The sequence below is a fragment of the Paenibacillus sp. SRL342 genome (assembly GCF_984798905.1).
Map to the genome: position 1 here is coordinate 1,576,835 of NZ_OZ481790.1, position 18,446 is coordinate 1,595,280.

Sequence of the window (18,446 nt, forward strand, 5' to 3'; positions counted from 1 at the left end):
AAGTGAAATCAAGATGCATCTGCACACGGCAGATGTTGATTCTGTTCCTCTGCCTTCCGAAGTAACATTCGGAAAAAGATGAGCGCTCCAAGCCCCATCAGGATATACAGACCAGCCATCGCATAGGAGGGCAGAAAGGCTCCAATGGTTAACCCGAGACTGCCGAGGAGGGCAGCAACGTTGTAACTCAACCCGTCAGCAGCCATATAGGCAGCACGGTCCGAATCTGGAATCATACCCGCGAGCATGACCTGACGAACAGGGGCGTACATCAACTCTCCAATGGTTAGCAATATAGCGGATGAGATGAGTAACCAGGCCCAGTTGCTGAAAGCAAGTACGGTGAAACCTGCGGTATAGAGGAGCATACCAACAGTCATGATAGATCGGGACTGGAAGCGACCTATCCATCTGGAGAATGGAATGGCAACCAAGGCGACCAGTACGGTGTTGATGACCATGATCAGGCTGAACATATGCAGACCTGATATATCTGAGCCGAACAGTTGGGCGGTGAATTCATTTTTTAGACGAACAGCAATGTATTTATCCAACTGAAATTCCAGGGAGACTGCAAGTACAGTAGCCGTGAAAAATATCATGAAACGTTTGTCCTGAAAGACCGCCCAGTACGTTTTCAGTATGTTCCTCTGGATGGGAGCATCGCCATAACCAAGTACACGTTTATCCATTGTTTCACGAATCATAAAGATCAAAATAAACAGGGTAGCTAGGCTTTCAAGGCATACCAGACTGAACAATAGGAAACGAAATGATTCGAAAAATAGCCCGCCCATCAGTGCACCAAAAGTTACAGCAACGTTTGTTGTCCAATATTGCAATCCATATACATAATGGCGTTCATGTTCACTGCTTACATCAACAATCATGGCATTAGCAATCGGCACGGTGATCCCTGAACTGAGACTGCTGAGCAGAAACATGAGACAAGTGACAATGATTGAATCCATCCACGGCGAATTGGCGATGGCCAAGCCGAGTAGAGCCATGACCTGGAGACTTTGTGCGATCACCATTAACTTCTTCCGTCCAATCCGGTCAGACCAATATCCTGCCCACAATCCCACAATCATGGAAGCTACAATATTGACCGTCAGCAATAACCCCGCCAAACCTGCGCCAATCTGAATACTCAGATAGATCGCCATGAATGGAATGATGGACTTCTGGGTCAGATCGGTGAAAAAATCAGTAATGATACGTATCCTGATGTTAGGGTGCAGATCGGCGTATTTCATAAGTCGTTTTTCTTCCTTCCCACTGGTCATGTTGATGTTACTGAGTATAATGGAGGAAAACCTGAAGAAAAACTGTAGAAGCATCCGGATGGATTTCGTATTTTAGCAGAAGGTAGGGCATATATGGACATATCAGAACATTACATTCAACTGCGATTAAACTTTCCACATGTGCATGATGAACAAGAAGAACATACAACAGTAGGTGAACTGGCCGATCTATTATGTTGTACCATGCGCAATATGAACCTCATTATGAACAAATTCAAGGAGAATGGATGGGTCAGGTGGAACCCGCAGCGCGGAAGAGGCAAAAAATCGATGCTGGTATTTTGTGTCCCGTTGCTTGAAGTGGCGCGTGAACGATTTGACCATCTTCTGAATGGGAACAGGATGGAGGACGCCTATGAACTGGCTGCCGCCTTGCCAATTACGATGAGAGAACATCTGATGCAGCAAATGCAGCATCAATTCGGTCTGCGTTCGAATAAAGGGGACAGAGGGCGAATGGATACATTGCGGATTCCACGAAATATCCCTTTTAAGACATTGGATCCCACGCAGACGGCCATGTGGGGAGAAGTTTTTATTGTTGCGGAGGTTTTTGATTGTTTGGTTCGCTATAATGCTGAACACCATGTCTGTGAACCGAGTCTGGCTGTGGCATGGGAGAGTCATTCGGAGGGGAGGGAATGGACCTTTTATCTGCACAAAGGTATACCATTTCATCATGGCAGAATATTGGATGCAGAGGACGTGAAGTTTACCTTTGATCGCATTATCTCTGACAATAGTAACCCGTGCAGGCCTCTGTTTGGATCTATTGAGCGCATAGAGACGTTGGACGAATTGACTGTACGTTTTGTGTTAAACAAGCCAAACTTCATGTTCCCGGATCTGATGAGTAGTATGTCTGCATCGATCTTGCCGAGAGATATGGAGATGAATCCGCTTCATCCGATTGGAACAGGACCTTATCGGTTGATGCGGCATGATTCCAAGCTGCTTGTGTTGGAAGTCTTCCCTTCCTACTTCCGAGGGCGAGCCTATATTGACCGCGTTGAAATATGGCAACTTCCCCATTCTGGGAGGGTGGAGTCCGTCATCAAGCATAATATATTTCCGGATGCGGAGCCTCGTGCCGTGCAGCATGAGATGCAGGGTGGCATGTATATGACGTTTAATATGCAAAAGGAAGGGCCGCAGCATGATGTGAATTTTCGCCGGGCTGTTCAACAGCTATTGAATGCGCAAGAGTTGTCGCAAGCGCTCGGAAGCACGAACACGCAGGCTGCTTATAGTCTGATTCGAGGACGAGTACAGCAACCTTTAAAGGTGGGTTCAGATCAAGGGGAGCCATGGAAACAGCAATCGGAACAACCGGAGGGTTCGGTCACACATGTACCTGAACTTTCCATGGAGACCTCACTGGCGCGGGCCTCAGCATTATTGCGTCATAGCTCTTATCAAGGGCAGAGTTTAAGTCTATGGGTGGAAGAAGGTGAGAAGATGGAGGCAGATATGGTCTGGTTTGCAGAGAGAAGTAAACAGATTGGCCTACATATCAACATTATGCAGGGAGATCCGATCCATGCAGTCTATCAAGATGGGTTCGGGGATTGTGATCTGATCTATACAGGAGAAATCTTCAATGATCATGTTGTGCTGAGTCTCGTGACGATGTACACCTTCCAGAACACGTTATTCCTGATTGCGATGAATGATCACTGGAGACATGAACTGGAACAGGAATGTGGACGAGTGGTCATGATCCAGGAACCTGTGGAGCGGTTGAATAGATTGATTCGGCTAGAAGATCGACTGATTCAGGAGGCGTTGCTTCTGCCCACATACAGCTTCAAGGAAGAACACGCCCATCATGATTCGTTGCGAGATTATCGTCTTGCGGGGTATGGTCTGCCTGATCTGCGCAGATTGTGGGTGAAGAGAAGCCCTGGGGCCGCTGAAGAGGATACGAGTTATCCGGTGTATATTCCGTTGTGGTAGGACTATGCGAGCGTAGCAATGCCGTATTAACGGACTTCACCGATTGCTTGTCAAACTAGTCCGCATATATCGAACAAGTCCCTCATAACATGTACTAATCAAGTAGGGGTTCTGCTGCAAGCACAATCCTGAAGTGAAAACATGTGCTAAAGGGGATGATGTCATGCGCCGAATATCATGGATGCTTGCCATGGTATTGGTCTTATCGGTCTTGCTTGCCGCCTGCGGGAAGAAGGATGCGGCAGCTGTGGTCAAAGATCTGAACGAAGTCGTAGGAGAGATGGAAAGTTACCAGGGGGCAGGCGTGATGACGCTGCATACCGGAGATACGCCGCAGCAGTACAAGGTCGAGGTATGGCATCAGAAGCCTTCCTATTATCGTATTGCGTTAACGAATGCCAAAAAGGATGTAACACAGATTGTACTGCGTAACGATGAAGGTGTGTTTGTTCTGACGCCCAGCCAGAACAAAAGCTTCCGTTTTCAGAGCAATTGGCCAGATAATCAGGGACAGGTATATCTCTATGAAACATTGATTCGGAGCATTACGGGGGATACAACCCGTCAGTTTGCGGACGAGAAGGAAAGCTATGTTTTTGATGTAGCTGCCAATTATAATACACACGCACTTGTCAGACAGAAAATCTGGCTGAACAAAAGTGATTATGCACCTAAACAGGTGGAAGTATCCGACTCCAATGCCAATGTTGTGGTTGATGTGAAATTCGACTCCTTCAAATTCGGGACTGAATTTGAAAAAGATGCCTTTGATATGCAACGTAACATGACTGCTGCTACAGAAAAAGGCGGCCAAACAGGAACAGATTCTGGTGTGGCTCCTGCGGAGCAAACAGGTGAGGACAGCACCAAAGAACCTGCCAATCCTCAGACTGCGCCTGAACCTGACGGAGCTGTCACTGATGGACAGACCGGTGTAGGTGGTGACACAGAGCAGCAAGGTACAGAAGGTGCTGCAACTGGTCAGGAAGGCGAAGAACCAACGCTTGCAGAGCCGGAAGGTGCAGACAGCTTTGGCGTAATTCAGCCGACGTATGCGCCGGAAGGAGTCCAGCTCAAGGACGATCAGATTCTGGAAGAAGCGGGAGACTATTCGGTTATGCTTCGTTATGAAGGAACATATAATTACACGATATTCGAAGCCAGACCACAGGATCGAGCTGTGTCGCTTGCCCCATCCCGTGTACTGGATCTGGGATTCACACTGGGCATGGTCAGCGGAGATGCACTGCAGACACTGACATGGACGACAGATGGCATAGAATATCGAATCACCAGTGCCGACCTGCCTGATAATGAAATGGTACGTATTGCAACATCGATGCAAGAAGAGTCAGGCAAATGATTTTTGAACAAGTGAACGAATAGTAGCATAAACATAAGGAATGCTAAGAAGCATCGGAGACCTGTTCTCCGGTGCTTTGCTTTGATGTAAGACAGGTATTCATCTGGCGCCGTTTTTCTTACTCGATACACCCAATAATGCAAAATGCGCTTCTACGCAGAGGGAACCGGGTAAATAATCGATATAAGCAGAATTTGCCGGGGTGGAAAATGGAATTTTGCCCTGCCAATCTCGCTTATCGGTCTTCTTCTGTGTTCGCATTTGTTCCTCAAACGGCGCACCTTACATCTGTTTTTGAATGCGAAACTTCGGTTCATTTGACAGTCACATGCTGGAGCATTACGATGGAGTCTGACGTGAGCCGGATTAAGATGATTAGAGAAGGTGACTTAACGTGCAAGGACAATATCGGCCGACCCAAGCGGAGATCAATTTGGATCATTTGTGTACTAACGTAGAAGCTTTCCGCGAGGCATTGCCTCAGGGCATGAAATTCCTCGCCTGTGTGAAGGCCAATGCCTATGGACATGGAGCGGTGGAGACGGCTAGAGAACTGGAACGAGTGGGTGTGGATTACTTAAGTGTGGCTTTTCTTGACGAAGCTCTGGAACTGCGACAACATGGGATTACGATTCCAATCCTGGTATTGGGTTATACGCCGCCTGAAGGGATCGCTGTTGCATGGCAACATGATGTGACCGTCACACTGTACAGCAAGGAAGTGCTTGACGCCATTCGACATCTGGATGCGAGCACATTCGCTAACAAACTGAAGGTTCATATTAAAATCGACAGCGGCATGGGCCGATTAGGTCTGTTGCCTGGCGATGAGGCATTGGCTTTCATTGAGGAAGTAGCTTCGCTCAATCAGGTGATGCTGGAAGGCATGTTTACCCATTTTGCCAGAGCAGATGAAGAAGACAAAACCTATACACTGGAGCAGTATAGACGGTTCCAAAGCGTGGTTCATGCGCTCAGGGATCAGGGATGTTCCATCCCGATTATACATACGGCGAACAGCGCCGCTGCCATTGATACACCGGAATTGTCCTATGATATGGTACGTGTGGGAATAAGCCTGTACGGACTGTATCCTTCGGCTGAGGTGAATCATCAGGTGGTGAAGTTGTCCCCGGTATTGACGCTGAAGACAAAAGCGGTTCTGGTCAAAACACTGCCACCCCATTGGGGGATCAGTTACGGAACCCGTTATTTTACGCAAGGGTATGAACGAATAGCGACCCTGCCGATCGGATATGCAGACGGATTCTCCAGAATGCTGACAGGTAAAGCACAAGTGCTTGTACGCGGCCGCCGCGTCCCTGTCGTCGGTACGATCTGCATGGATCAGTGTATGGTGTCGTTACAATCTTTCGCGGAAGAGGCGGAAGAAATTCAAGTCGGCGAAGAGGTTGTCCTTATCGGTCATCAGTCTGGTGGCGTAATAACCGCAGACGAGGTGGCATCCCAACTCGGTACGATTGCATATGAAGTGATCTGCATGATGGCGCACCGCATTCCACGGGTATATACCCGCGGGGAAGCAGTAGTCGCCAGAATCAATCCACTTTTGACATCCTGATAGGTAAACTGGACGTCATTACCAATAAACTTTTTTTCAGAACAGAAGGAAAACTGTCGGAGCATCTCGAATTATGTATGACAGTAAGGATTTAATTCCTGAATTGAGATGTTTGGTCTGTACGAATATTGTTCCCCGTGTTTATAATGGAGTACAGCATACTTGATATACTCGGGGCATATATATTCCTTTGTATAAAAGTTCTGGAAAAACGTAATACTGGTTCACAATGGCGAAAGGTTTGTGGGGGTGGAAGAAAGGTGGCCAACTTGCAGAACACCAAGCGGATCATGATCAGTTTACCTGATTATCTTTTGCAGGAAGTGGATGGCATCGTAGCGCTGGAGAATTCCAACCGCAGCGAATTGATTAGGCAGGCTATGAAGCTGTATTTGACGGAGCGTAAGAAACGTTACATCCGTGAAACGATGCAGCGCGGATACATGGAGATGGCTAAAATTAATCTGACCATGGCATCCGAAGCCTTTCATGCGGAGGAAGATGCGGACAGCACTCTGGACCGCTTAGTTAGCGGGGTGTAGACATTGATCGTAAAACGTGGTGACGTTTTTTTTGCGGATCTTTCTCCCGTTGTCGGTTCCGAGCAAGGTGGAGTCAGGCCGGTTCTGGTGATCCAGAATGATATCGGCAACCGGTTCAGTCCAACTTGTATTGTGGCGGCTATCACCGCCCAAATCCAGAAGGCAAAGCTGCCAACGCATGTGGAAATTGATGCTGCGGCACACGGCTTTGACCGGGACTCGGTTATTTTGCTCGAACAAATACGGACGATTGATAAACAGAGGTTGACTGACAAGATTACCCATCTGGACGAGGAGACCATGAAACTGGTCAACGAAGCCTTACAGATCAGCCTTGGTTTAATCGATTTTTAAGGCAGCAACCAGCGTCTTGCACGCTGCCCTGCCGTCCGTTGGCAATGGATGTTCCTGTAAGGGAACACACTGAATTCAGACTGTAACCAAAAGAGCGTATGACATCCTTCGGGCTGTTATGCGCTCTTTTGATTAAAGCTTAATGAAAGCGTAGAACATTGGCGATCTTTTCGCTATAATGAAACCTGAGAAACCGTTTACCCGAAAGACCTATATATAGAGGTGGAGGAGACATATGAGCATTTACATCAATCAAGAGAAACTTCAGTTTCATTTACAGACCCGCGAGGCCAGTTACGTATTCCAGGTACTGCCCTCAGGATATTTGGTGCATTTGTATTATGGCAAAAAATTACGCGACACCGATCTGAGCTGGTTGCATGTGCGGACAGAACGAGCGTCCTTTAGCCCCAACCCGGTGCCAGAGGATCGTACGATCTCATTCGATACGTTGCCAGTGGAATTGCCAGTGTATGGCACGAGTGATTTCCGTAATCCTGCAATTCAATTGGAACTTGAGAATGGCTCAACCGTTTCGGAGTTTACCTATACAGGTCATCGATTGATCAAAGGAAAGGCAGCGCTTACCGGACTGCCAGCAACCTATGTTGAATCCGATGACGAAGCAGAGACGCTGGTTATTGAGTTGGAAGACCGCGTTGCAGGCATCAAAATCGAGCTTTCCTATACAGCCTTTACGGCATTTAATGCAATTACACGCTCCATGCGTATCGTTAATGAGAGCGCTACCTCAGTGAATGTGGCGCGTGCGCTCAGTTCATCTGTTGATTTCCCGCATGCTGATTATGAATTGTTGCAGTTGTCAGGTGCATGGACACGGGAACGTGATATTGTTCGCAGACCGCTTGCGTCAGGCCTGCAAGGGATTGAGAGCCGTCGCGGTTCAAGCAGTCACCAGCAGAATCCTTTTATTGCACTGATGACACCAGGCACGGATGAAGACCAAGGTGAAGTTTATGGATTCAGTCTCGTCTATAGTGGTAGCTTCACCGCACAGGCTGAGGTGGATCAGTTCCACACCACCCGTGTGTCACTCGGAATCAATCCGTTCGAGTTCAGCTGGAAGCTGGAGCCGCAAGAAACGTTCCAGACACCTGAGACGGTTATGGTGTACTCGGCTGCAGGTTTGGACGGCATGTCACAGTCCTACCACGAATTGTATCGGGAGCGTCTTGCGCGTGGTAAGTTCCGTAATGCGGAACGTCCGGTTCTGGTCAATAACTGGGAAGCAACCTACTTTGGATTCAATGCAGACAAGATTGAGCAGATCGCTCGCGCCGGACAGAAGCTGGGTATTGAGCTGTTTGTCTTGGATGATGGCTGGTTTGGACATCGGGACAGTGACAACTCCTCGCTGGGCGACTGGATTGTAGATAAAAACAAATTGCCACAGGGACTGGATGATCTGGCTAACCGCGTAACAGGTCTGGATATGCAGTTTGGATTGTGGTTTGAGCCTGAGATGATCTCACCAGACAGTGAGCTGTATCGTGCGCACCCGGACTGGTGTCTGCATGTGCCTGATCGTCGCCGGACAGAAGGGCGTCAACAATTGGTACTCGACTTCTCTCGTCAGGATGTACGTGATGAGATTGTGCGCATGTTAACAGACGTACTTGGTTCTGCACCAATCACTTATGTGAAATGGGACATGAACCGGAATATGACGGAAGTGGGTTCTGCATTGCTTCCGGCAAACAGACAGCGTGAGACTGCGCATCGTTACATGCTGGGGCTGTATGACGTTATGGAACGAATCACTTCGGCGTTCCCGAACATTCTGTTCGAGAGCTGTTCAGGTGGTGGTGGCCGCTTCGATCCAGGTATGTTGTATTACATGCCACAGACGTGGACAAGTGATAACACGGATGCCATATCCCGCCTGCGGATTCAATACGGTACGAGTCTTGTGTACCCGGTAAGTTCGATGGGATCGCATATCTCAGCGGTACCGAATCATCAGGTCAACCGGATAACTTCGCTTGAGATTCGGGGACATGTTGCGATGTCGGGCAACTTCGGGTACGAGCTGGACCTGACAAAATTCACGGAGGAAGAGAACGACATCGTGAAAGCCCAGGTTGAGCTGTACAAAGAGATTCGTGGAACGGTTCAATATGGAACATTCCGTCGTTTGCTCAGTCCGTTTGAAGGCAATGAGACAGCGTGGATGTTTATTGCACCGGATGGAAGCGAAGCTGTTGTATTCTACTTCCGCGTGCTCTCTGAGCCTAATGCGCCACTTCAGCGCCTGAAGCTGAAAGGATTGGACCCTAATGCGGATTACCGTCTGAAAGGCGGATCAGAGACCTTTACCGGCGATGCCCTCATGTATGGTGGTATTTCGGTAGGCAGTGCATCAGGAGACTATCTGAGCGAAATGTTCCGGTTCGAGCGCGTCTAGATAAGTGAACTACATTTTATTTACACGGATACTACGATGACAGAACAACCTTCCAATCGCTGTTATCCCCAGATTTTTCGATTCCCTTTTCTCAAGGGAAAATCCGGGGATAGCGTATGCTTTCGAAGTAGCTTTCTGCAGAAAGCTTGTAGCTTCGCTTTTTCAGGTTTTTTCTGTCCTCTCCGTTATCGTGTAAATGAGCAGTTTCACTTATTAGATTGCTATTGTATTTAAAGTTTTAAATTAAGGAAGGACCGAGGAGCGTCGTGTTGACGTTTTTCGGTCTTTTTTTGACGTATTGGGGAAGGCTGGAGGATGACATCATTCTGTCAGAACTTGTATGCTTGCGGATTGATGGAAATCTGGACGTGATTCTGTGATAATATAGGGTAGAGTGGAAGAAACAAATGGTTCAACTATACTGTAATTACAGCAGCAAAGCTGCCCTGAAATGATAGTAACGAACGATTCAGGAAGGAAAGAGGGATTTATTTTGTCTGAACAGGAAACGGTTCTGGAACCCAATGAAGAAACAATAAAGGCAGAACGCCATGAACGAATCATCAAACAGGTAGCCAAGGAACTGTCACTGTCCTTGAAGCAGGTCCGTACCACGTCGGAGCTTCTGGACGAAGGCAATACGATTCCATTTATCGCCCGCTACCGTAAAGAAATGACTGGAGAGCTGGATGAGAACCAGCTGCGATCGATTGAAGAACGCATTGTTTATCTGCGCAATCTTGAGGATCGCAAATTGGAAGTCATCCGTATTATAGAGGAACAGGGCAAGCTGACCGGAGAACTGAAGCAATCCATTACGCAGGCTGTGAAGCTGCAGGAAGTGGAAGATCTGTATCGACCTTACCGTCAGAAGCGTAAAACACGTGCCAGTGTGGCCAAGGAAAAAGGTCTTGAGCCCCTTGCTGTATGGATCTGGGGTCAACCGAAACAAGGAGATGCACTCCAGGAAGCTGCGAAATATATCAATGCTGAACTGGGTGTAGAAGATGCAGAATCGGCGCTTCAGGGAGCCAAAGACATTCTGGCGGAGAATATTGCAGACGATGCTCCCATTCGTGCCTGGATTCGTCGGTACACCTTGGATCACGGGATGCTGACTTCAGAAGCGAAGGATGCTCAAGAGGAGTCCGTGTACGAGAATTATTATGATTACCGCGAACTAGCCAAAAAGATGCCCCCACACCGTATTCTCGCAATTAATCGCGGTGAACGTGAGAGTATTCTGAAAGTCGGCCTGGACGTACAGGCAGAACCGGCCCATCGCCATATGGAAGGACAGATCATTCGTGGTGCTTCTGCCGTGCAGGATATCCTGCGTGATGTGATTGAAGATGCATACAAACGGCTTATTGCGCCTTCCATTGAGCGAGAAGTTCGTGGAGAACTTACGGAAAAAGGTGAAAATCAGGCCATATCGGTATTCTCGGCCAATCTGCGTAACCTGTTGCTTCAACCGCCTATTCATGGCAAACGTGTGCTGGGTGTCGATCCGGCCTATCGTACCGGTTGTAAACTGGCTGTAGTAGATGATACGGGCAAACTGCTGGAAGTGGCTGTGACCTACCCAACGCCACCACACAACAAGAAACGTGAAGCTGCGGAAGTATTCCATCGGATGATCAAGCAATATGATATCGGACTGATCGTCATTGGTAATGGTACCGGATCACGTGAAACGGAGCAGTTTGTTGCTGAGATCATTCAGGAGAACGGTGATGAAAGTCTTGTGTATCTGATTGTTAACGAAGCAGGCGCGAGTGTATATTCTGCATCCAAGCTGGCCCAGGAAGAGTTCCCGGATCTGGATGTTGCGGAGCGCAGTGCAGCTTCCATTGCTCGCCGGGTACAAGACCCGCTGGCGGAGTTGGTTAAGATTGATCCAAAAGCCATTGGCGTGGGTCAATATCAGCATGACGTCTCCCAGAAGGTTCTGGAAGAAAGCCTGAAGGCTGTTGTCGAATCCGCAGTTAACCATGTGGGTGTGGACGTAAATACGGCATCACCTTCGTTGCTGTCATATGTTGCCGGAGTTAACGCTACGATTGCCAAAAACATCGTGAAGTACCGTGAAGAGAATGGCCGGTTTACGAACCGCCGTCAGCTTCAGAAGGTGCCACGTCTGGGTGCCAAAACCTATGAACAGTGCGTAGGATTTATGCGTATTGGTGAGGGTGAGAACCCGCTGGACCGTACACCTATTCACCCTGAGTCTTACAAGGTGGTGGATCAGCTCTTCAAGGAGCTTCAGGTTGCACTGGACAAGCTGGGCAGCAAGGAATTGTCGGTATTACTGTCAGAGCAACAGCCAGAACAATTGGCCGTGAAACTGGACGTAGGTGTGCCTACATTGCGTGACATTCTGGACAGCTTGCAGCGTCCGGGTCGTGACCCGCGTGAAGAAATGCCGTTGCCAATCTTCCGTACAGATGTATTGAAAATTGAGGATCTGGTGGAAGGCATGGAGTTGCAAGGTACGGTTCGGAACGTTATTGATTTTGGTGCCTTTGTTGATATTGGGATCAAGAGTGATGGGCTTGTCCATATCTCACAGCTCAGCAACGGATATGTTAAACATCCGATGGATGTTGTATCTGTCGGGGATAATGTAACGGTCTGGGTTATGAATGTGGATACCAAAAAAGGCCGTGTCGGCCTGACGATGAAGAAGCCTGCTTCTGCGCAACAGTCTTCTTAAATAGTAGGATTGGAGAACAGCCTTCCCTAACCAGGAAGGCTGTTTGTTGTCGACAGTAATAGTCCCGTTGTCCATTCTAATTCCTCTAGTAAGTACGGTGGGCAATATGTGCATTTTCTTAAAGTGTGTGTTCAAAAGGCCATCTTTCGTAATCCAAAGCAGACTTTTATAAACAACCTCTTAAAGTTCGTTCTCCGCGCTGCGTGGTGTGCCATTTGCTGGTTTGTTACGATAAAAGAACCAGCATTCGTTCAGCAACTTGATTTGCCGGCTATCCTTTTTGTGAAATGCACGCATCAGTTGATTGCAAAGCCATTGAGGCAAGGGTATCTCCTCCTCTTGCATAATTCATCTGTACGTTAGCATATGTGGCAATAGCCTGGACTGTGCGGGATAAGTGGAGGCCTCCGGCAAATCAATGTCTCGTTGACTCAAAAAAAAGCACAAATCCCAATTCAGGGAGATGTGCTTTTCGTTCTCATCATTATAAAATGATACCTGCGGTGAATTAGAGAGCTTCCATCTCTTCTTCATACCACTGTTCCAATTGGGCCTGGAGAGCCCGGATTTCGGTAAGTAGAGAAATCAAAGGATAATGGCTTTCACGTAGTGCTGCAAAAGATTCTTCAAGCGCATTGATATAATCAAGGCCGCCGATGATAGTAAGATTTTCGTTTAGGAGATCGAGGCTGTCACATTCGGCGATCGCCCAAGGCAGGACAGGGACATCTGCTGCAGTGAGTTTATCAATTTCCTTGTGCAGGCGCAGGTTGAGCGCACTGAGTTGATAGGCGTAATCTGCCGGCATTTCCACGAACTGCAATTGTTGTTCCTGCTGCAGGATGACATAGCGCATTGTAGGCATAACGAGTAATAATCTCCCCTCATACATTCTACTTGACAGTGTAGCCTACGAAACGGTTAAAATTCAAGTATTATACCGGAAAAACAAATGCTCCGAGGGGGTGCAAGGAGAGGATACCGATGGAAAATGAGGAATTGCAACAATGGATTGAACAGGTATCACTGGATCATTTCGGAGTGCCGTTCACCCATGAAGCGTTGTTTAACAGTCGCCTGACCACAACAGGTGGGCGTTATATGCTCAAAAGTCACCGGATTGAGATCAATCCGCATCAACTCGAAGCCTATGGGCGAGATGAGGTTGAGAAAATCATCAAACATGAGCTGTGTCACTATCATCTGCATATTCGTGGGCGCGGCTATCAGCATCGTGACCCGGAATTCAAGGCTTTATTGCAGAAGGTAGGCGGCTCGCGTTACTGCCAATCACTTCCTGACGGTAAAGGCAGAAAGCCGCTGCCATATCGTTATAAGCTGGTGTGCAAGAGCTGTGGTACGGAATATTTGCGCAAGCGGAAAATAGATCCGAAGCGTTACCGTTGTGGTCGTTGCACGGGAAAGCTGGGCCTTCAGAATATCTGATGTGTGCATTGTTCACTACGCGTAAGTAAAGTGATGAAAGGCATGTTGACTTGGATTATTAATCATGATAGATTAGTCTTATTCAAGTTAATTTTCCCTGATAGCTCAGTTGGTAGAGCACTCGACTGTTAATCGAGTTGTCACAGGTTCGAGCCCTGTTCGGGGAGCCATTTCTTGGAGAGATACCCAAGTGGCTATAAGGGGACCCTCTGCTAAGGGGTTAGACTGCGTAAGCGGTGCGAGGGTTCGAATCCCTCTCTCTCCGTTCTGAATTAAACTTCTCTGCAAAGGGATGAGAACCCTAAAGGTTCGTCGGAGCATAAGCTTCGTTAGCAATACTTCGCAGTCTCGAACGAAGTGAGAGTACCTCTCTCTCTCCGTTCTGAATGACAAAAAATCCTCTTCACATTAGACCGGTTAACGGTCAGTGTGAAGGGGATTTTTTGCGTGTACTGATCTTTGGTTATCCCTTGTATACGCTTCTGCTTAAAGTGTGATGCTCAACACCTCGTATAAACCTTTCTTGCCTGCTTCCGTTACTTCGACAGAGCGACTTCCTGTTTTTTGACGAATCCAGTCCAGTTCCGATAATCGATGTCTGAGTTGTTCCCCAAGTATACCTGAGAGATGATGACGGCGTTCGCTCCAATCCAGACATTTGCGAGCGATGGCCCGGCGTGATCCTGGCTTCATCTGAAGTTTAATTTCAAACGTAGTGAACCACTGTATTCCTTTCTCTGTAACTTGATAATCCTTGCTGTGTGCCTCTTCGGGCTCTGAAAGATACCCCTTCTGTATTAAGGCTTCACAGAGTGAGATTCCCAATTTCCCGGCCAGATGACCATAACAGGTCCGTGCATGACTCAGTTGTTGAAGCTGATCGGATTGTTTGAGAGAGCGGATCTGTACAGGCGGAGCAATACTGGCCATCGTTTCAATCAGATTAGCAATTTCTTTGTTTGCAAGACGGTAGTATCGATGGCGTCCTTGTTGTTCAACTTCGAGTAATCCTCCCTCTACGAGTTTAGCTAGATGGCTGCTTGCCGTCTGGGGAGTGACACTTGCCATATGAGCAAGCTCTCCTGCGGGCAACGCACGGCCATCCAGTAAGGATGACAGAAAAATAGCGCGGCTTGGATCAGCGATTAACGACGCAATAACAGTAATATTCGGATATACATTCATACTTCGATCATATCTGAACTATTACTGTATTACAATCCAGTTGTATCGTCCTACGGTCAGATTGAGCTTATATATCATTGGAATGGGAACAGGAGAGGTTCAGGATGAAAAAAATAACGAAACAGGACTTTGCTACAGAGCAGTTGTCCGCGAGTCCAGCAGTGATTCAACATGAGACGATTAATCCCAGTATTTTATATTATGGTACGCCCGTATTGCTGCTAAGCACATTAAATGAGGATGGGTCAACCAACCTGTCACCATTATCTTCGTCTTGGGCGCTGGGGGATTGTCTGGTTCTCGGTCTAGGTACACAGGGCAAAGCCTATGAAAATCTGAGTCGACATCCGGAGTGTGTGATTAATTTACCAGATGCGACCATGTGGAGACAGGTTGAGGCATTAGGACGTTATACGGGAGTCACACCGGTTCCTGAGGAGAAAAGGAAGATGGGCTATGAATATTGCCATGATAAATTCACTGTAGCTGGACTGACATCCGAATGCTCGGTTCAGGTGGATCCAGATAAAATAGTTGAATGTCCGCTCCAGATTGAAGCGGCTGTACAACACATACGTATTCCCGAACATACACCGTTCATGGCGATTGTTGAAGTGAAAGCGTTGAAGGTGCACGCGCACACAAGACTAATATCTGGACCGAACAAGATTAATCCAGAGGAATGGCATCCGCTGATATATAATTTCAGACAATATTTCGGATTGGGCAAGAGACAAGGGGAAAATTTCCGGGCAGAGAAGTGACCTGAGTAGAGGCTTTTTATTAGTCATGTAAAGATTGGGTAATAGTAAAGATAGACTAATGTAAGCATATACATAATGAAAGAGGTGATGTGCATGGAAGTGGAATATTTGATGCGTGTACTCATAGCTGGAATATGTGGTGTGCTAATCGGATATGAGCGCAAGAACCGAATGAAAGAGGCGGGGATTCGTACTCATTTTGTGGTGGCCGTTGGTGCTGCCCTGATGATGATTGTATCCAAATACGGATTCCAGGATCAGGCTGGCTGGGCCAATCTGTCTCTTGATCCGTCAAGGATTGCTGCACAAGTCGTTAGCGGTGTGGGGTTCATTGGAGCCGGGATGATCTTCACACAGCGTCACACGGTCAGGGGATTGACCACAGCGGCTGGCATATGGGCTACGGCAGGCATGGGACTTGCTGTGGGTTCAGGTCTGTATTGGACGGGTGCAGGCGTGACACTGCTTATTGTCGTGGCACAGATGTTACTGCATAGACCCACACGCTGGTTGGTATCCGCCCGAACAGAGACGTTAACCATCCATCTGCAAAATGAGGGAGAGGCCCTGAAGACTGTTTTGGCACTGCTGGGGCAGGAGAAGATATCAGTCATCGGATTTAAGACAGAACAGCAAACAAGCACAGACTCCGTGGAAGAGACTGTGCTTGAGTTCACATTGCAACTACCGGGTTCGTACCGGGGTGAGCAACTGATTATTTTGTTACAGGACGTGCCTCACGTTCGATCTGCGGAGTTAAAATGAAGAGAACCTGCATGGATCAACAGGCGACCATGCAGGTTCAGTACTTAATTCAGTATGGGTTCAATTACTGACCTTCTCCGACAATCGTTTCTGGACGGGACACCGGTTTACCTTCAAGCAGGCACTCGATAGCATGGGCTACACCGTGCTCCACATTGGTCAACGTTATGGCTTTGGCTAATGCCTGGATCTCGGGTTCGCCATTACCCATGGCGATGCCGAGTCCTGCCATTTTTAACATGGAGACATCGTTGAAGTTATCGCCAATCGCTACGGTATCCTCCATGGAGATGTTCAGGTGAGCCGCCAGTTTGGTGAGGGCATTACCTTTGGATACGTCCGGGTGCTGCATTTCGAAGTTATGCTCAAAGGATACAACCATGGCGACATCGGATCGGGAAGCGAAGTATTCTCGACCAGTCTTTACTTTGTCCGGATTCATGGAGAAGGCCATAATATTATAGATGTAGGCTTCTGCCGGAATTTCGAGGTGGCTGTCTACGCGGTGGTAGTCTTTTTTGTCATAGTGTTTCTTGATGGAGCGAATCATGCGTGCAATGTCCTCACCAGGGTTTGAACCAAGAACACGTTCCATCTCGGCGAGCAAGGTCTCATGACTGCTACGCGGGGCATAGATGCCTTGTTGCGTTGAAGCCTCATAATAGACATCATGATCTTCCAGCCACTGCATGACGGAAGCTGCTGTGTCACGCTCGAGCGGAAGATGGAATAAACGTTCACCGTCTGCATCATGAATTGTCGCTCCATTGGAGCCGATAATCGGGGTTTTGATTCCGCCTTCGCGGCTGATGGTCACAACATCGGAATAGACACGTCCTGTTGCAATGGTAACTTTCATACCGGATTGCTGGGCCTTTTGGATGGCTGCGGCATTCTCCGGGCTAATCTGGCTATCAATGTTCAACAAAGTTCCATCTAAATCTGTGGCAAATAATTTCATAATTTACAACTCCTTATCATCTGTAGGTTCAGGAATGAGAATCTCAACCTGTTGTTCGGCTAGAAAAACAAGCCATTCTTTGGTTGGCCATTGATCCGTAATCAATACATCCACCAATGACCAGTCGGCAAAACGATAACCATAACGTCTATCAAACTTGGATTGATCTGCAAGAACAACAACTTTCTTGGCAGCTTTCATCATTTGGTGTTTAATTTTCCCTTCCTCTTCGGAAGCACTGAAGCCATCCATGGTGATACCGCCAATTCCGATAAAGGCTTTATCTACATAATAGTGGGAGAGGGTCTCGATAACAGAGGTACCGTAGACATAACGTTGTTCCTTGTCTACTTTGCCTCCGAGCAAACGAATCTGGACAGCAGTGTGATTGGAGAGAAGATCAGCGGAATGAATCGAATTAGTAATGACGGTACAGGATTTGCCGTTTAAGTTCTCGGCACAGGCCTGCACAGTCGTGGAAGAGTCCAGAATAATAATCTCGCCTTCCCTTACAATGGCCGCAGCGAGTTTGCCGATGGCCCTCTTTTCCTCAGATACATCGAGTAAACGGTCTTTGTAGGATCTGAATTCTTGCGGAGGAGGGGGGAGAATCGCACCGCCACGTGTTCGGATAATGGCATCCTGTTCCTCAAGCTTAATCAGATCCCTGCGTGCAGTATCCCGTGATACATCAAACAAGGCGACAATATCATCGGCTGAGATGCGATTGTGTTTGCGTAGATGTTCAACAATGAGCTGCATTCGTTCTTCTTGAAACAAACATGTCACCTCCGAGTGTATGGATGACCGTACTTATACTGATACTTTAATTATAAGTATTTTTAATGTGATTTGCAATATTATAAGTGAACGTAAGTTTTTGTAAGTGTTTTAATGAATGATTTACATTTTTCCTGCACAGTGATGACACTGGCATGAATAGGAGAGGTGGCGATTAACGGGCCTCTGAAGAACAGTATGCAATGGACAAAAAGGCTTGAAAAATAAATTTCAAAAAAAGTATTGCAAGTTCAAATTGTCCTGTGGTATACTCATTCTTGTCGCCAAGAAAGACAA

At 47.5% G+C, this 18,446-nt stretch carries 16 protein-coding genes and 2 tRNA genes; 12 read left to right on the forward strand and 6 right to left on the reverse strand.

Annotation, left to right across the window (positions count from 1 at the left end):
* Nucleotides 1–8: 8 nt before the first annotated feature.
* A complete protein-coding gene (locus AC4E8D_RS06985; RefSeq protein ID WP_490205990.1) occupies nt 9–1,259 on the reverse strand; it encodes an MFS transporter in 1,251 nt (416 codons plus the stop codon).
* Between the two features lie 123 nt (nt 1,260–1,382).
* Here AC4E8D_RS06985 and AC4E8D_RS06990 point away from each other — a divergent pair, with 123 nt between their 5' ends.
* From AC4E8D_RS06990 to AC4E8D_RS07020, 7 genes are all read left to right on the forward strand, one after another.
* Nucleotides 1,383–3,266: an ABC transporter substrate-binding protein gene (locus tag AC4E8D_RS06990; RefSeq protein WP_490205991.1), complete on the forward strand. Its 1,884-nt coding sequence runs from the start codon at nt 1,383–1,385 to the stop codon at nt 3,264–3,266.
* Between the two features lie 163 nt (nt 3,267–3,429).
* On the forward strand, nt 3,430–4,629 hold the full coding sequence (locus AC4E8D_RS06995; protein ID WP_339307301.1) for a DUF4367 domain-containing protein: 1,200 nt from the start codon (nt 3,430–3,432) through the stop codon (nt 4,627–4,629).
* A gap of 394 nt (nt 4,630–5,023) precedes the next feature.
* Nucleotides 5,024–6,211 carry an alanine racemase gene (gene alr, locus AC4E8D_RS07000; RefSeq protein ID WP_405131614.1) on the forward strand — a complete coding sequence of 396 codons (1,188 nt, stop codon included), beginning with the start codon at nt 5,024–5,026 and terminating at the stop codon, nt 6,209–6,211.
* A 260-nt stretch (nt 6,212–6,471) separates the two neighbouring features.
* Nucleotides 6,472–6,753 carry a CopG family ribbon-helix-helix protein gene (locus AC4E8D_RS07005; protein ID WP_017690037.1) on the forward strand — a complete coding sequence of 94 codons (282 nt, stop codon included), beginning with the start codon at nt 6,472–6,474 and terminating at the stop codon, nt 6,751–6,753.
* A 3-nt stretch (nt 6,754–6,756) separates the two neighbouring features.
* On the forward strand, nt 6,757–7,107 hold the full coding sequence (locus AC4E8D_RS07010) for a type II toxin-antitoxin system PemK/MazF family toxin (protein ID WP_024630714.1): 351 nt from the start codon (nt 6,757–6,759) through the stop codon (nt 7,105–7,107).
* A gap of 235 nt (nt 7,108–7,342) precedes the next feature.
* Nucleotides 7,343–9,532, forward strand: coding sequence for an alpha-galactosidase (locus AC4E8D_RS07015; protein ID WP_490205992.1), 2,190 nt, complete (start codon nt 7,343–7,345; stop codon nt 9,530–9,532).
* A 493-nt stretch (nt 9,533–10,025) separates the two neighbouring features.
* Nucleotides 10,026–12,248, forward strand: a complete 2,223-nt coding sequence (locus AC4E8D_RS07020; protein ID WP_490205993.1) for a Tex family protein — start codon at nt 10,026–10,028, stop codon at nt 12,246–12,248.
* 180 nt (nt 12,249–12,428) lie between these two features.
* Here the strand turns inward: AC4E8D_RS07020 and cmpA are convergent, their stop codons facing one another.
* Together cmpA and AC4E8D_RS07030 are read right to left on the reverse strand one after the other, a co-directional pair.
* Nucleotides 12,429–12,572, reverse strand: coding sequence for a cortex morphogenetic protein CmpA (gene cmpA, locus AC4E8D_RS07025; RefSeq protein ID WP_017690033.1), 144 nt, complete (start codon nt 12,570–12,572; stop codon nt 12,429–12,431).
* 184 nt (nt 12,573–12,756) lie between these two features.
* Nucleotides 12,757–13,113 carry a hypothetical protein gene (locus AC4E8D_RS07030; RefSeq protein ID WP_017690032.1) on the reverse strand — a complete coding sequence of 119 codons (357 nt, stop codon included), beginning with the start codon at nt 13,111–13,113 and terminating at the stop codon, nt 12,757–12,759.
* 119 nt (nt 13,114–13,232) lie between these two features.
* Here AC4E8D_RS07030 and AC4E8D_RS07035 point away from each other — a divergent pair, with 119 nt between their 5' ends.
* The 3 genes from AC4E8D_RS07035 (at nt 13,233) to AC4E8D_RS07045 (ending at nt 13,959) form a co-directional block, all read left to right on the forward strand.
* A complete protein-coding gene (locus AC4E8D_RS07035; protein ID WP_490205994.1) occupies nt 13,233–13,694 on the forward strand; it encodes a SprT family protein in 462 nt (153 codons plus the stop codon).
* Nucleotides 13,695–13,788: 94 nt separating this feature from the next.
* A tRNA-Asn gene (locus AC4E8D_RS07040) sits at nt 13,789–13,864 on the forward strand.
* Between the two features lie 6 nt (nt 13,865–13,870).
* Nucleotides 13,871–13,959: transfer RNA gene (locus AC4E8D_RS07045), tRNA-Ser, on the forward strand.
* A 221-nt stretch (nt 13,960–14,180) separates the two neighbouring features.
* Here AC4E8D_RS07045 and AC4E8D_RS07050 read toward each other — a convergent pair.
* The gene (locus AC4E8D_RS07050) at nt 14,181–14,879 is read right to left on the reverse strand and encodes an ArsR/SmtB family transcription factor (RefSeq protein ID WP_449004258.1); all 699 of its coding nucleotides are present in this window, start codon (nt 14,877–14,879) and stop codon (nt 14,181–14,183) included.
* A 104-nt stretch (nt 14,880–14,983) separates the two neighbouring features.
* Between AC4E8D_RS07050 and AC4E8D_RS07055 the strand changes: the two genes are divergently transcribed.
* Complete coding sequence (locus AC4E8D_RS07055) at nt 14,984–15,643, forward strand: flavin reductase family protein (protein ID WP_490205995.1); 660 nt, start codon at nt 14,984–14,986, stop codon at nt 15,641–15,643.
* Between the two features lie 93 nt (nt 15,644–15,736).
* On the forward strand, nt 15,737–16,408 hold the full coding sequence (locus tag AC4E8D_RS07060; protein WP_091033649.1) for an MgtC/SapB family protein: 672 nt from the start codon (nt 15,737–15,739) through the stop codon (nt 16,406–16,408).
* 64 nt (nt 16,409–16,472) lie between these two features.
* Here the strand turns inward: AC4E8D_RS07060 and AC4E8D_RS07065 are convergent, their stop codons facing one another.
* Nucleotides 16,473–17,369, reverse strand: a complete 897-nt coding sequence (locus AC4E8D_RS07065) for a Cof-type HAD-IIB family hydrolase (RefSeq protein WP_339307310.1) — start codon at nt 17,367–17,369, stop codon at nt 16,473–16,475.
* Nucleotides 17,370–17,372: 3 nt separating this feature from the next.
* Nucleotides 17,373–18,149, reverse strand: a complete 777-nt coding sequence (locus AC4E8D_RS07070; protein ID WP_047842021.1) for a DeoR/GlpR family DNA-binding transcription regulator — start codon at nt 18,147–18,149, stop codon at nt 17,373–17,375.
* Between the last annotated feature and the right edge of the window lie 297 nt (nt 18,150–18,446).